This window comes from Mycobacterium persicum, assembly GCF_002086675.1.
GTDB classification, from domain to species: Bacteria; Actinomycetota; Actinomycetes; order Mycobacteriales; family Mycobacteriaceae; genus Mycobacterium; species Mycobacterium persicum.
On record NZ_MVIF01000035.1, the window covers coordinates 1 to 14414 of the forward strand.

Here is a 14414-nt window from a genome sequence, read left to right on the forward strand (position 1 = left end):
TCCGAGGTCGCTGGGCCGGGTCCGAGTCCAGTTGGCCGACGTGTGGATGCTCAGCGGCACCCCGAGTTCGACACACTTGGCGTAGTACGGAAAGTATGCGGGGTCTGATGCCGGTCGACCGATCATGAAAGGCCGCAGGCTCAGTCCGCGGAATCCACGGTCGGTGATCCAGCGCTCGAATTCGTCGAGCGTCGCGGCGCCGCCCATGATGTCGGCGCCGGCGAACGGGATGAACCGATCCGGGTGTCGGGCGGCGAGCGCGGCCACTGACTCGTTGTGCACGAACGTCACGCCGCAGGTGGAGCGTTCGTCGAAGCCGGTGATAAGACTCTGGTGGATGCCGGCGGCGTCGAGCTGGGCAAGGATGTCATCGTCGCTTCGCCGAAGCGATTCCGCGTAGGCGTTGAACTGCTCGGCGGTGAGTGGCGTCTTGGTGAACACTTCGAGATACCGGAGTTGTTCGGACGGAAAACCGGCACGCAGGTCGTCGATGATCTCGGCAGCCGGCACGATCGGCGCCCACATGTCAATGACTTTGTCAGCCAACGTCTTCCCCTTCCGCGACAACAGTTGGGCGGCGAACGGCGCGCTTCGCCAAACCTACCCTGTGGCCGCGGTTCTCGGCGTGTCACCGCAACCGGTCAAGGCGTTGCGCTCAAGGCCGCGAGCCACCAGCGCCGGCCGGTGACCCGGGAGCTGTGCCCCCGCATGTACCGCAGACCGGCACCGTGCGGCCAAGGTTCGGCGATCGGTACCCGGCAATTGCAGGGACCCGACATGCACCCGGGTCACCGTGCGGCGCACGGCGAGCACCCGGCACACCGACCGTGCCAACGTGTCCTGGCCTACGTAGGCCGGAGTGGTCGACACGCTGCCGTCGACGCGGTGATACGTGAGCCATAGGGGCTGCACCGGACGCCCGGCGTCGACGGCGGCCTGAAACATCGCCGGGTAAAAGCTGCCCGACGCCAGCCCACACCAGGTAGTGCCCTCCGGGAAGGCCACGACGATCTGACCGGCGCGCAGCCTTCGGGCGACGGTGTCGACCACCTCTGGCAGTCGGCGTAGGCTGGCCCGCTCGATCGGGATGATCTTCAGCAGGCGGGCCAGGATCCCGATCGCGGGTCCGCTGAACATGTCGGCCCGGGCGACGAACGACCCGGGCAATACCGCACCGATGGCGAAGACGTCGAGCCACGACATGTGATTGCTGACCACCAGAACGCCGCGCAGGTTGCGAATCGGGTTGCCCGACAGGGTGATCCGGACGCCAAAACAGCGCAGCACCAACCGGCAGTAGGCGCGTTGCACGTGGGTGCGACCGGGCAGTGGCACCCCGAGCAGGGGCAGGCCCGGCGCCAACAGCAGCGCGAGCGTCAAGCGCAGTGCCACCCGCAGCCGCGCAAGACTGGCGGTGTCGCCCTGGCCCACGCAGCTGACATCACATGATGCGCGAGGCAGCCAGCAGTGCCCGGCAGTGTTCATCAGCGCGCCCCGCCGGCCATCTCTGAGGCCGCCGCCGCCGATCGCAGCCGCTTCAGGTAACGGGTGTCGGCGTGACGCTTGTCCAGCAACACGCAGAAATCGCCGACTCCGAAGGCCGGGTCGTGCGCGGGCTCGCCGCATACCCTCGCGCCCAGCCGCAGGTAGCCCCGCATCAGCGGCGGGACCGTCGGACGCCGCGGCGGGGCAATGTCGTCCAGGCCGCTGCCCGCGATGCGCACCGGCCGGTATGGGTACACCCGGTACTGCGCCGCGTGCCGGACCCGGACGAAGTCGCGCACCCCGCGGATCTGGGCTCCGGGTGGGTGACCTTCCGGACTCTTCGGGCCCGCATCGACGGGCACCGACACGCAGCCGGTCACGTAGTCGTAGTCGCAGCGGTCCAGGTAGGCCAGGATGCCCGCCCACATCAGCAGCACCACCGCGCCGTTGCGGTGACCGTCGCGCACCGCCGCGCGGCCCATCTCGACCAACGACGGCCGCAGCGGGTCGAATGCGCGGACGTCGAATTCGGTGGCGGTGTACAGTCCTCCCGCGGCGATGGCACCCGCCGGCGGCAACATCCGGTAGCAGCCGACCAGCTCACCGGTGTCGTCGTCGCGGACCAGCAGGTGGTCGCAGTACTCGTCGAACCGGTCGACGTCGCGGCGATCGATGGCCGACGGCACCGCGAACCCGGGCGTGCTGCTGAAGACGTCGTATCGAAGTCGTTGCGCGGCCTCGATCAGGGCGTCGTCGGTAGTCAGCAACAGGGAATAGCGTGGTCCCGAGGATGATCCGGTCGCCGGATCGTTCGGCTTGTCGCTGGGTATGAGGACAGAAGCGATACTCATGGCACCAACGTGGCGTAGCCGGTCAGCTAATCGGCATCGACGCTGTGACGGGCCGGTGCACGTCAGGTGACAACATGTCGCAGCACCGAATCCTTGCCGAATTTTGAAAATTGATCCAGTATCTTGTGCCATGGCTCACGTTCCCGGATACGCAAAACGTCACCGGACGCGCGCCTCGATTTTGGACGCCGCGCTGGCCGAGGCCAGTGAACGCGGACTGCACCGCGCATCGGTCACCGGAATCGCCGCACGGGCCAACACCGCGGTGGGAAACCTGCACTACCACTTCGGTTCGCGCGCCGAGCTGTTGCGGGCGACGATGCGCAAGCTCATGTCGGATTTCTTTGCGCGGCTGGCCGCCTTCGAAGAGCAACCCGCGCAGCACGGCGGTGATTTCTTCGAACGTCACCGCACCGGCTTGCTGGCCTATGTCGACTACGTGCGCAGCAACCCCGGGCATATCCGGTTGGTCGACGAGATCAGGTTTCTCGAGCCCGAGTTGTATCGCCAAGGCATCGACGCCTGGGTCGAGCTGATTTCGGCGCGGCTGCGCGACGGCATCGCGGCCGGCTCGGTGCGGGCGATGAACGACGTCGAGATCGCCGCGCAGGCACACTTTTTGGTCGGGGCCCACCGGTTCCTCGAGGACCTGGTCACCGACGCGGGCCGGGAGGCAGAAGTCGTCGACGCCTATCTGCGATTGGTACGCCGCGGGCTGGCCGCAGAACCCCAAGACACCCAAGACAGCGGAGAGGTCGATCATGAGTGAGTTCGCCGGGAACGGATTCGACCCCGATGCGCTGCGCGCCAAATACCAACAGGAACGCGACAAGCGCCTGCGACCGGACGGGATACGCCAATATGTGGAAGTCGCGGGCGCATTCGCCCGTTTCGGCGACGACCCGTGGGCTGATCCCGACTTCTCCCGCGATCCGATCACCGAAACGACCGACGTGGCGATCATCGGCGCCGGTTTCGGCGGACTGCTCATCGGTGCGCGGTGCCGACAACTCGGCGTGGACGATATCCGGCTCATCGACAAGGCGGCCGACGTCGGCGGCACCTGGTACTGGAATCGCTACCCCGGCATCGCTTGTGACGTCGAGTCCTATATCTACCTGCCGCTGCTCGAGGAGCTCGGTTACGTCCCGACTGAGAAGTACGTCAAGGGAGCCGAAATCTTCGCCCACTGCCGGCACATCGCCGAGCACTACGACCTCTACCGCAACGCCCGACTGAGCACCGACGTCACCGAGATCCGTTGGGATCCAAGCGATTACCGCTGGATAATCGCCACCAACCGGCATGACACGATCCGCGCCCGGTTCGTGGCGATGGCAAACGGATACCTGCAGAAACCGAAGCTACCCGGCATCGACGGCATAACAACCTTCGGCGGCCACGCATTTCACACCAGCCGTTGGGATTACACCTACACCGGTAAAAATCTCGAGAGGCTCTCCGACAAGCGGGTGGGCATTATCGGCACCGGCGCGACGGCGATCCACTGCGTGCCCCGTCTGGCTGAGGCCGCGCAGCGGCTGTTCGTCTTCCAACGCACCCCGTCAACGGTGGACGTGCGGGCCAATCGGCCGACCGACGCGGACTGGGCGGACTCGTTGCAGCCGGGCTGGCAGCGGCGTCGCATCGAGAACTTCCAAATCCTCACCGCCGGAGGCGAATGCGACGAGGACCTGGTCGACGACGCGTGGACCAGCCTGACCAAGAACCTGCCCATCGTGCGCCACAACGCGTCCGCGGGGCCCGGCCAGGCATCACCGTTGGAGCTGGCCGATTTCGCGAAAATGGAAGAGATCCGGGCACGTATCGACTCGATCGTCACCGATCCCGCCACCGCCGAGGCGCTCAAACCCTGGTACGGGTATTTCTGCAAGCGGCCCTGCTTCCATGACGAGTACCTGCAAGCCTTCAACCGCGACAACGTCACCCTGGTCGATACCCACGGGAAGGGTGTCGAACAAATCGCCGAGCACGGTGTCATCGCCGAGGGCGTCGAATACCCGCTCGACTGTTTGATTTTCGCCACCGGGTTCGAGGTCGGAACCGAGTATTCCCAGCGAACCGGCTTCGAGGTGATCGGTCGCGACGGTCTGACGTTGACCGCCAAGTGGGCCGACGGTATCCGCACCTTCCACGGCCTGCACGTGCACGGCTTTCCGAACTGCTTCATCGAAAGCATTGCCCAGTCCGGCTTTACCGTGAACTTTCCGTACCTGATCGACACTCAGTCCCAGCAGGTCGCCTGGGTGATCGCGTGGGCGCTGCAGCACGATGTTACCGAGGTGGAGGCGACCGCCGAAGCCGAACAAGCCTGGGTGGACGCGGTGGTGCAGCGCTCGACCGTGATCGCCGGACGGCGGGAGGCGTGCACCCCGGGCTATTACAACCGCGAGGGCCAGGTGAGCGCCAGATTGCGGCAGGACAGCTTTTTCTTCGGCAGCCCAACGGAATACACCGACATCCTCACGGCGTGGCGGGACGCAGGCCAGCTCGACGGTCTCGCCAAGCGGACGTCGTCGCCCCTCAAGCAGGAAGTCGCGTCATGATCGACGGCACGCTGGACGCCTCGCGGTACGGCTCCCCAGGCGCCCGGATCACCATCGACCCGGTTCGCACCTGACCGCCGTGGGCCTGCAGATCGACCAGGAAGTGCTCGCCGAGCTGGCGTTGCTGAAAGCGGGCGGGGCCGAGTCCGAGCCGCCGCCGGTAGGCGATGTGGCGACCCGGAGGGCCAACAGCAAGCGCACCGTCGATCAGCTCATGGCCACCCGCCCGCCGATAGCCGGTGTGGAGGTGCAGCACCACGCGGTAGCCACCGACGACGGTGCGACACTGACGTTGCACTGGTACCGCGCGACGACGGAGCCCCCACCCGGCAGTGCCGTGCTCTATTTGCATGGCGGCGGAATGATTTTCGGCATGCGCGAACTGGGCGGCCTCTACGACTGGCTCGCGCGACGCTACGTCGCCGACTCCGGTGTGCCGATGTTGCTCGTCGACTATCGCACCGCACCGGAGGTTTCGCACCCCGTCCCGGTGCACGACTGCTTTGCCGCCTTGGAATGGCTGCACGGCCACGTCGACGAATTGGGCATCGATCCGGCCCGGGTGGCCGTGATGGGCGACAGCGCCGGCGGCGGGCTGGCCGCCGCGGTGTGCCTGATGGCTCGCGATCGCGGGGGCCCCGCAATCGCCCAGCAGCTGTTGATCTATCCGATGCTCGACGATCGCACCTGCCTGCCCGACCCCGAACTGGTGCCGTTCGTTACCTGGACCTACGACGACAACATCACCGGCTGGCAGGCCCTACTGGGCCAGAGCGCCGGCACCGATGACGTCAGTTCTTATGCGGCTCCGGCGCGGGTGAGCGATGTTAAGCAGCTGCCGCCCACCTACATCGACGTGGGTGACCTCGACATCTTCCGGGACGAGGACGTCGCCTACGCGCGCCGCCTGGCGGTGGCCGGCGTGCCAACCGAATTGCATGTGTATCCAGGTTGTCCGCACGCATTCGAAAGCATGGCTCCCAATGCCGCGGTTTCCCGGCGGGTGATCGCCGGCCGCGTGCGGCGGTTGCGGACCATCTAAGGCACTTTGCGATCGTCCGCTTGCGCCGGGATCGCCAAGACCCGGCGGGTTGCTAACCCTTGCGGGCCTTGATCGCCTCGGTCAGCTGCGGAGCGACCTTGAACAAGTCGCCGACCACGCCGTAGTCGGCGATCTCGAAGATCGGCGCCTCCTCATCCTTGTTGACCGCGACGATGGTCTTGGAGGTCTGCATGCCCGCGCGGTGCTGGATCGCTCCGGAGATGCCCAGCGCGATGTAGAGCTGCGGCGACACCGTCTTGCCGGTCTGACCGACCTGGAACTGGCCCGGGTAGTAGCCGGAGTCGACGGCGGCACGGGATGCGCCGACGGCGCCACCGAGCGAGTCGGCCAGCGCCTCGACCACGCTGAAGTTCTCTGCGCTGCCAACACCGCGGCCACCCGACACCACGACGGTGGCCTCGGTCAACTCCGGCCGGTCACCGGCCACCGCGGGCTGGCGGGAGGTGATCTTGGTCGCGTTCTCGGCGGGAGCCGGCACTTCCACGCTGACCTGCTCACCCGCGCCGTCGGCCGGCTGCGCCTCGATGGCGCCGGCGCGCACCGAGATCACCGGGGTATCGCCGTTGGCCTGCGCCTCGACGGTGAACGCGCCACCGAAGATGCTGTGGACGCCCACTGCACCCTCTCGGACGTCCACCACGTCGACGAGCAGGCCGGACCCGATCCGGGCGGCGAGCCGGCCGGCGATCTCCTTGCCGTCGGCGGTGGCGGCCACCAGCACGGCGGCCGGGGCCGAGGACTCGGCCAGCGCCGCGAGCACGTCGACATACGGCGTGATCAGGTAGTGGTCGACGACATCTGATTCGGCGACGTAGATCTTGGCGGCACCGGCCGCCTTCAGTCCGTCGACCAGCGGCGCGGCGGTGCCCGGGGCGCCGACCACGACGGCCGCCGGCTCGCCCAGCGCCCGGGCGGCGGTGATCAATTCGGAGGTGACTTTTTTCAGCGCACCTTCAGCGTGCTCAACGAGCACCAGTACTTCAGCCATGGGTTATATCGCTCTCGTCTCGGAATAGCGCTGGTTTAGATGATTTTCTGGCCGACCAAATACTGCAGGATCTGGTTGCCACCCTCGCCCTCGTCGGCGACCTTCTCACCGGCCGTTTTCGGCGGCTTGGGCGTCGAGGACAACACCGCGGTCCCGGCATTGGCCAGCCCCACCTCGTCGGCCTCGACACCGATCTCGGCCAGAGTCAGCACGGTGACCTCTTTCTTCTTGGCGGCCATGATGCCTTTGAAGGACGGGAAGCGTGGCTCGTTGATCTTCTCGTTGACGCTGACCACCGCCGGCAGGGTGGCCTCGAGGGTGAACACACCGTCGTCGGTCTCGCGCTCACCGACAACTTTGCCGCCCTCGACCGACAGCTTGCGCAGATGGGTGAGCTGCGGCAGGCCCAGGTACTCGGCGATGATGGCCGGCACGGCGCCGCCCACGCCGTCGGTGGACTCGTTGCCCGCAATCACCAGCTCGGTGCCTTCAATGGTGCCCAGGGCACGCGCCAGCGCCCACCCGGTCTGGATGACATCGGAGCCGTGCATCCCGTCGTCCTTGAGGTGCACGGCCTTATCGGCACCCATGGACAACGCCTTGCGAATCGCCTCGGTGGCACGCTCGGGGCCCGCGGTCAGCACCGTCACCGACCCTTCGACGCCGTCGGCTGCCTCCCGCTCCCGGATCTGCAGCGCCTCTTCCACAGCGCGCTCGTTGATCTCGTCCAGGACCGCATCGGCGGCCTCACGGTCGAGCGTCCAGTCACCCTCGGTCAGCTTGCGCTCCGACCAGGTATCCGGGACCTGCTTGATCAGGACCACGATGTTTGTCATGAGTGTGGCTCGTCCTCCTCGAAGGCGTCCGGCAGCGCTCGTCAGCCGGACTCGGTCACGCGGTTTCGCAACCGCACAGGCATGTTACTAGGCGGTAACTTTTTGCGGTCTGCCCCCACACCATAGCGGGTCGTACTTGCCGGATTGCCCGGTCACCCCGGCAAACGGGGCCCCTCGGCTCGCTGGTCGGCACCTGCCGCATCCTTGCCGGGCCGCCGCTAGCCGGTGCGCGGTTCGCGAATCGGGCGCTACGGGTTAGCCTGCCTTAGCAATGAGCGCATTCGTCCCCGGCCTTCCCCGAAACACCCCGACCGACTCCCCGCCGGCGGTCTCTCCGACGACCCCGACGGTGCTCACCTTGACGGGTGAACGGACCATCCCCGACCTGGACGTCGAGAACTACTGGTTCCGCCGCCACGAGGTCGTCTATCAGCGGCTGGCGCCCCGCTGCGCGGGCCGTGACGTGCTGGAAGCCGGGTGCGGCGAGGGCTACGGCGCCGACCTGATCGCCACTGTGGCCCGTCGGGTGGTCGCGATCGACTACGACGAGGCCGCCGTGGCACATGTTCGCAGCCGCTATCCCCGGGTCGACGTGATGCAGGCCAACCTGGCAGAGCTGCCGCTGCCTGACGCGTCGGTGGACGTCGTGGTCAACTTCCAGGTCATCGAGCATCTCTGGGACCAGAGCGGTTTCGTTCGGGAGTGCGCCCGGGTGCTGCGCCCGTCGGGCCTGTTGATGATGTCCACCCCGAATCGGATCACCTTCTCCCCCGGTCGCGACACCCCGATCAACCCCTTCCACACCCGCGAGCTCAACGCCGACGAACTCACCGAGTTGCTGGTCAACGGGGGCTTCACCGAGGTGGCCATGTACGGGTTGTTTCATGGGCCGCGGTTGCGCGACATGGACGCCCGCCACGGCGGTTCGATCATCGACGCCCAGATCGAGCGGGCGGTCGCCGACGCGCCGTGGCCCGCCGAGCTGGCCGCTGACGTCGCGGCGGTCACCACGGACGACTTCGACATGGTGAACCAGGACGACAGCCGCGACATTCACGACAGCCTGGACCTGATCGCAATCGCGGTGCGGCCGTGAACGCACCCGCAAGCCGGGTGCCCGGAATGTTCACCCTGGTGTTGCACACCCACCTGCCCTGGCTGGCCCACCACGGCCGGTGGCCGGTCGGCGAGGAGTGGCTCTACCAATCCTGGTCGGCCGCCTACCTGCCGTTGTTTCGGGTGCTGCGGGAGTTGGCCGGCGAAGACCGCAGGGGCTTGATCACTCTGGGCATGACCCCGGTGGTCAACGCCCAGCTCGACGACCCCTATTGCCTGAGCGGGATGCACCACTGGCTGGCCAACTGGCGCTTGCGCGCCACCGAAGCCACCAGCGTGCGGGGCGCGCCGCGCTCGAAATCGGCGCACTATCAATCATGCACGCCGGAAGCATTGCGGCCGTTCGGTATTCGCGAGTGCATCGAGGCGGACCAAGCACTTGAGCACTTCGCGACGCTGTGGCGTCACGGCGGCAGTCCGCTGCTGCGCGGCTTGATCGACGCCGACGCGGTGGAGCTGCTCGGCGGGCCGCTGGCGCATCCCTTCCAGCCATTGCTGAATCCCCGGCTGCGCGAGTTCGCGTTACGCGAAGGCTTGGCCGACGCGTGCTTGCGGATGGCGGCACGCCCGACCGGAATCTGGGCGCCCGAATGCGCCTACGCCCCGGGCCTGGAGCACGACTACGCCGCCGCGGGAGTCAGCCACTTCATGGTGGACGGGCCGTCGCTGCACGGGGACACCGCGCTGGGCCGGCCGGTCGGCGACACCGACGTGGTGGCGTTCGGGCGTGACCTGCAGGTCAGCTATCGGGTGTGGTCGCCGAAATCCGGTTACCCCGGACACGCGGCGTACCGCGATTTCCACACCTACGACCATCTGACGGGTCTCAAGCCGGCCCGAGTCACCGGCCGCAATGTGCCCTCGGAGGCCAAGGCGCCCTATGACCCCGAGCGGGCCGATCGTGCGGTCGACGTTCATGTCGCCGACTTCGTCGACCTGGTGCGCGGGCGGCTGATCGCCGAGTCGGAGCGGATCGGGCGGCCCGCCCACGTCATCGCCGCCTTCGACACCGAATTGTTCGGCCATTGGTGGTATGAGGGGCCGACATGGCTGGCGCGGGTGTTGCGGGCGTTGCCGGCCGCCGGGGTGCGAGTCGGCACGCTGCTCGACGCGCTCGATGACGGGTTCGTCGGCGACCCGGTCGAATTACCGCCCAGCTCTTGGGGTTCCGGCAAAGACTGGCAGGTGTGGAACGGCGAGAAGGTGGCCGACCTGGTCCAGCTCAACTCCGAAGTCGTCGACACCGCGTTGACCACCGTCGACAAGGCTTTGGCGCAGACGGCATCGCTGGACGGGCCGATCCCCCGCGATCATGTCGCCGATCAGATCCTGCGCGAGACGCTGCTGACCGTCTCCAGCGACTGGCCGTTCATGGTGAGCAAGGACTCGGCCGCCGACTATGCCCGGTATCGCGCGCATCTGCACGCCCATGCGACCCGAGAGATCGCCGGGGCGCTGGCTTCTGGCAGGCGCGACAACGCGCAGCGGCTGGCCGATGGCTGGAACCGCGCCGACGGTCTGTTCGGCGCTCTTGATGCCCGAAGGCTGCCCCGATGACGGCTTTATCGGGTCCGCCGGGCCGCCGAGACTGCGCTGGCCGCATCCATCCTGCGCTCAGCGTCTATTCGGGGGTCGAAGCCGCGCTGTGGTTGCAGTTTCGGCGACGGAATGGGGGGCCGTTTCGATGAAAATCCTGATGGTGTCGTGGGAGTACCCGCCGGTGGTGATCGGCGGGCTCGGCCGCCATGTGCACCATCTGTCGACCGCATTGGCCGCGGCCGGTCACGACGTCGTCGTGCTGTCCCGCCGGCCCGCCGGCACCGACCCCAGCACCCACCCGTCGTCCGATATGGTCAGCGAAGGGGTGCGGGTGATCGCGGCCGCACAGGATCCGCACGAATTCAGCTTCGGCAGCGACATGATGGCCTGGACCCTGGCGATGGGTCATGCGATGATCCGGGCCGGCCTGTCGCTCAAGAGGCACGGCACCGACCGGCCGTGGCGTCCCGACGTCGTGCACGCCCACGACTGGCTGGTGGCGCATCCGGCCATCGCGCTCGCCCAGTTCTACGACGTGCCAATGGTTTCCACAATTCACGCGACCGAAGCCGGGCGGCATTCCGGCTGGGTCGCCGGAACGATCAGTCGTCAGGTGCACGCGGTCGAGTCGTGGCTGGTGCGCGAATCCGATTCGATCATCACGTGTTCGGCGTCGATGAGCGACGAGATCACCGAGCTCTTCGGTCCGGGCCTGGCTGAAACCACGGTGATCCGCAACGGTATTGACGCGGCGCGCTGGCCATTCGCGGTCCGACGCGCGCGCACCGGGGCGCCCGAGCTACTGTACGTCGGCCGGCTGGAATACGAGAAGGGTGTGCACGACGCCATCGCCGCGCTGCCGCGGATCAGGCGAGCCCACCCGGGTACCACCCTGACTATCGCCGGCGAAGGCACCCAACGGGATTGGCTGGTCGAGCAGGCCCGTAAGCACCGGGTACTCAAGGCAACCACGTTCGTCGGACACCTCGACCACACCGAACTATTGGCGGTGTTACACCGAGCGGACGCGGCGGTATTCCCCAGCCACTATGAGCCGTTCGGGCTGGTCGCCTTGGAAGCCGCCGCCGCCGGCGCCCCGCTGGTGACGTCGAACATCGGCGGCCTGGGCGAAGCGGTGATCAACGGGGTGACCGGGATATCGTGTCCGCCCCGCGATGTGGCGGGGCTGGCCGCCGCGGTGTCCGCGGTGCTCGCCGACCCGGCCGCCGCGCAGCAGCGGGCCCGCGCCGCCCGCGACCGGCTCACCTCCGACTTCGATTGGCGGACAGTCGCCGAAGAGACCGCTCAGGTGTATCTGGCGGCCAAACGCCGCGAACGGCAGCCACTGCCCCGGCTGCCGATCGCCGAGCACGCCCTGCCGGACCGCTAGTCCACACCATCCAGGCCGATCGCTGTCGCGCAATACCGCCACAGCACATCGCGATCGCGGTCACTGGAACGGGTCCAGGGCAGGTAATGCTCGGGTCGGAGCCGGCGATCGTGCCAAAAGGTGCCGGTCGGTGGTGCGGGACTGGTCGCGGCGAGCCACACGGCGGTGTCGGCGCCCTCCTCCAGGGTGCGCAGCAGCGGCCCGGTGACGGCGCGAAAACCCGGAAGTGACGACGCAACGCCCGGAGTATCGGCCCAACCCGGATGCATGGAATACACGCGGATGTGCCGGTCGGCCCAGCGGCGGGCCAGGATCGGGGTGAATGCCACCTGCATCCGTTTGGTGCGGGCATACGCGACGGCGCCACGGTAGCGACCGATGCGATATTCGGGGTCCTCGACGGGCAGCGACTGGGTATACATCCCGCCGGAGGACATCAGGATCACCCGCGGGTCGTCGGAGGCAGCCAGCATCGGAGCCAGCAGCTCGGTCAGCAGTATCGGCCCCAAAACATGTGTGGCCAAAGTGATTTCGTGGCCATCGGCGGTCTCGTCGCGGGTCGCGGGCAGCAATCCGGCGTTGTGGATCAGCACGTCCAGCCGCGACACCCGGGTGCGCAGGTCGGCGGCGAAGGTGCGGACGGCGTCCAGGTCGGAGACGTCGCACACCTCCACCCGCACGTCGGCGCCCGATTCGGCGACGATCTCGTCGCGGGCCCGCTCACCGTTCTCGCGGTCGCGAACGGTCAGCAGTACGGTCGCGTCCAGCCCGGCCAGACCCGCGGCGACGGCCTTGCCCAGGCCGCGATTGGCGCCGGTGACCAGCGCGGTGCGGCCCCGCAGCGCACCCGGCGGCGGGTCACCGGACCAGCCCGATCGGCGAAGCCGATAGCCGATGCGGGTGTAACCGGGCACGATCGTCCGGTCGAGGGCCGTGTCGAGCAGCGGGCGCAGCCGGCCGAAAACGCTCATACCGCCCCATACTTCCCTATCCCCCGTGGCAGCGGCACCCGCCGGCGGCTGCGCCGGCATGTCGGCCGTCACGGCTTCGCGCGTAGGCACGGCCCCGTAGGTCCGCCAGCCATCCCGGAAACAGCCGCAACCCGGGCACGGTGTTGACCACCGGATCGAACGACACGTCGTTACCCGGGCCCGGACTGGCGACACTGGTCAGCCTCAGGTGCGCCACCTTCTCGAAATTGGCTCTGCCGCAAGCTTGGTCGAGGGCCAGTTCGACGCCACCGTCGTTGATTCGTTCCCGAACATCGCCGAGAGACAGGCCGAATCCATTGATATCGGTCAGTATTCGCGCTCGTAGCCACCAGTACTTTGCCCGGTAGCGCAACGGCATGAGGGTGGTCATGGGTGGGCCCGTCCACGATGTGACCGGCCGCAGCGCCAGCGCCCGGCTCAGGACACCAGATCCCGCGGAGACCAACAGGATGTCCCACGGTGTCGCGTCGACCCGCGGGGGCGCGACCCGCAGCGCCAGCCCGATGAAGTCGGGCAGGGACCCGGGCGTGCCGCCTGCTTTTGACACCCTGACCACGACGTCGGACGACGGCACCGGAAGCCCGGTGGACGCCGGCGCAACGCGTTCGATCGAACCTGACGCGATGACGCCGACCGGGTGGAAGATTCGACTACCGCGGATCGCGGATCCCCACTGAAAAGGCCGAGCGACGAAGTCGGAAACAGTCATCCGCGCCGGGTTCCCCTTCTCGGGATTGCGAAACCAGCACTCGGGGCCGGCCGGTCATCGTTGCCGCGCAGCTACTTTCGGGTCTGTCCCGGTTCGAACTGGGTCGTTCACCGGCCGATGGTGTGTCCCAAGGGCGGCTGTATCGGGCCAGCCGACCGTGCGTCGATGTAGAGCTGCCGCATGACCGCCTGCCAGGACTGGGCCCACAGCGTCGAGCCGCGCGCCCCGTCGAGCAGTCCGACAATGACGGCGCGGTTGTCGTCGGTCAGTGTATATACCGGCCCGCCCAGCTCGCGCTGGTCTGCGGTCATGTCGGCAATGGCAAACCCGTCGTTACCGACCGAGCTGACCCGGCCGCAGACGTGCCCGGAGGATATTCCGCCATGGCACACCGGCAGCGCCGGTTGCACGCTGAATCCCGGGATGGACTGCAGTTGACGGCCGCCGGGCAACAGCTCTGAGGCGATCACCTCGGGTGCCAGTGTGATGACTTCGTATTCGACGCCCGCTGCGGAGTCGGCTGCCGCGGGTTCGTTGACGGTGTCGCGCCGGGCGAGCATCACGCTACCGACCACGTTCCCTTTACTGTCGGTCACGGTGGCCCCCTCGTCGCAGCGGCCGGCGCTCACCGCGATCCGCAGCCGCGGTTCGACGAACCCCACCGTGCACACCACGGCGCCCTGATGAATTTCCATGCCCGGAAATACCGTGACACCGGGTTTGGCCGCAGCGGGCGCCGGTGTACTGAGCACCACCAACGCGATCGCTATAGCTACCGCGGAATGGCGAAATCCGTACCACACGGTTTCCATTTGGCCGCTACCATTCCTCGTCTCCACAAGGGCAACTTCCGCAACCGTCAATTCCAGGCTGTACAA

At 67.5% G+C, this 14414-nt stretch carries 14 protein-coding genes; 6 read left to right on the forward strand and 8 right to left on the reverse strand.

The features are described 5' to 3' along the window. The 3 genes from BST40_RS12950 to BST40_RS12960 all read right to left on the reverse strand — a co-directional run. Positions 1-525 (reverse strand): amidohydrolase family protein (locus BST40_RS12950; RefSeq protein WP_158084014.1); only part of this gene is annotated, 525 nt, incomplete at its 3' end. Positions 526-600: 75 nt separating this feature from the next. After that, positions 601-1485, reverse strand: a complete 885-nt coding sequence (locus BST40_RS12955; protein WP_082275270.1) for a lysophospholipid acyltransferase family protein — start codon at positions 1483-1485, stop codon at positions 601-603. After that, the gene (locus BST40_RS12960; RefSeq protein WP_083154448.1) at positions 1485-2336 is read right to left on the reverse strand and encodes a GNAT family N-acetyltransferase; all 852 of its coding nucleotides are present in this window, start codon (positions 2334-2336) and stop codon (positions 1485-1487) included. Before BST40_RS12960 ends, BST40_RS12955 begins: the two co-directional genes overlap by 1 nt. 130 nt (positions 2337-2466) lie before the next feature. Between BST40_RS12960 and BST40_RS12965 the strand changes: the two genes are divergently transcribed. The 3 genes from BST40_RS12965 (at position 2467) to BST40_RS12975 (ending at position 5945) form a co-directional block, all read left to right on the forward strand. Next, entirely contained in the window at positions 2467-3105 is a 639-nt protein-coding gene (locus tag BST40_RS12965; protein ID WP_083154449.1) for a TetR/AcrR family transcriptional regulator, read from the forward strand. Then, positions 3098-4903, forward strand: a complete 1806-nt coding sequence (locus BST40_RS12970; RefSeq protein WP_083154451.1) for a flavin-containing monooxygenase — start codon at positions 3098-3100, stop codon at positions 4901-4903. The genes BST40_RS12965 and BST40_RS12970 overlap by 8 nt, the downstream gene beginning before the upstream one ends. 79 nt (positions 4904-4982) lie before the next feature. Then, the gene (locus BST40_RS12975) at positions 4983-5945 is read left to right on the forward strand and encodes an alpha/beta hydrolase (RefSeq protein ID WP_075545852.1); all 963 of its coding nucleotides are present in this window, start codon (positions 4983-4985) and stop codon (positions 5943-5945) included. A 52-nt stretch (positions 5946-5997) separates the two neighbouring features. Here the strand turns inward: BST40_RS12975 and BST40_RS12980 are convergent, their stop codons facing one another. Both BST40_RS12980 and BST40_RS12985 read right to left on the reverse strand, forming a co-directional pair. Continuing rightward, positions 5998-6954 carry an electron transfer flavoprotein subunit alpha/FixB family protein gene (locus BST40_RS12980; protein ID WP_075545851.1) on the reverse strand — a complete coding sequence of 319 codons (957 nt, stop codon included), beginning with the start codon at positions 6952-6954 and terminating at the stop codon, positions 5998-6000. 35 nt (positions 6955-6989) lie between these two features. After that, positions 6990-7790, reverse strand: coding sequence for an electron transfer flavoprotein subunit beta/FixA family protein (locus BST40_RS12985; protein WP_075545850.1), 801 nt, complete (start codon positions 7788-7790; stop codon positions 6990-6992). A gap of 271 nt (positions 7791-8061) precedes the next feature. Between BST40_RS12985 and BST40_RS12990 the strand changes: the two genes are divergently transcribed. The 3 genes from BST40_RS12990 (at position 8062) to BST40_RS13000 (ending at position 11835) form a co-directional block, all read left to right on the forward strand. Continuing rightward, positions 8062-8886 carry a class I SAM-dependent methyltransferase gene (locus BST40_RS12990; protein WP_083154452.1) on the forward strand — a complete coding sequence of 275 codons (825 nt, stop codon included), beginning with the start codon at positions 8062-8064 and terminating at the stop codon, positions 8884-8886. After that, on the forward strand, positions 8883-10463 hold the full coding sequence (locus BST40_RS12995) for a 1,4-alpha-glucan branching protein domain-containing protein (RefSeq protein WP_075545848.1): 1581 nt from the start codon (positions 8883-8885) through the stop codon (positions 10461-10463). Before BST40_RS12990 ends, BST40_RS12995 begins: the two co-directional genes overlap by 4 nt. A 127-nt stretch (positions 10464-10590) precedes the next feature. Further along, positions 10591-11835, forward strand: a complete 1245-nt coding sequence (locus tag BST40_RS13000) for a glycosyltransferase family 4 protein (protein WP_075545847.1) — start codon at positions 10591-10593, stop codon at positions 11833-11835. On the opposite strand, the gene BST40_RS13005 is transcribed toward BST40_RS13000, so the two are convergent. The 3 genes from BST40_RS13005 to BST40_RS13015 form a co-directional block, all read right to left on the reverse strand. Continuing rightward, positions 11832-12806: an SDR family NAD(P)-dependent oxidoreductase gene (locus BST40_RS13005; protein ID WP_083154466.1), complete on the reverse strand. Its 975-nt coding sequence runs from the start codon at positions 12804-12806 to the stop codon at positions 11832-11834. The two genes, BST40_RS13000 and BST40_RS13005, sit on opposite strands and share 4 nt — an antisense overlap. Positions 12807-12822: 16 nt before the next feature. Next, a complete protein-coding gene (locus BST40_RS13010; RefSeq protein WP_075545846.1) occupies positions 12823-13536 on the reverse strand; it encodes a catalase family protein in 714 nt (237 codons plus the stop codon). Positions 13537-13643: 107 nt separating this feature from the next. Further along, entirely contained in the window at positions 13644-14348 is a 705-nt protein-coding gene (locus BST40_RS13015) for an Rv1815 family serine proteinase (RefSeq protein WP_083154454.1), read from the reverse strand. Between the last annotated feature and the right edge of the window lie 66 nt (positions 14349-14414).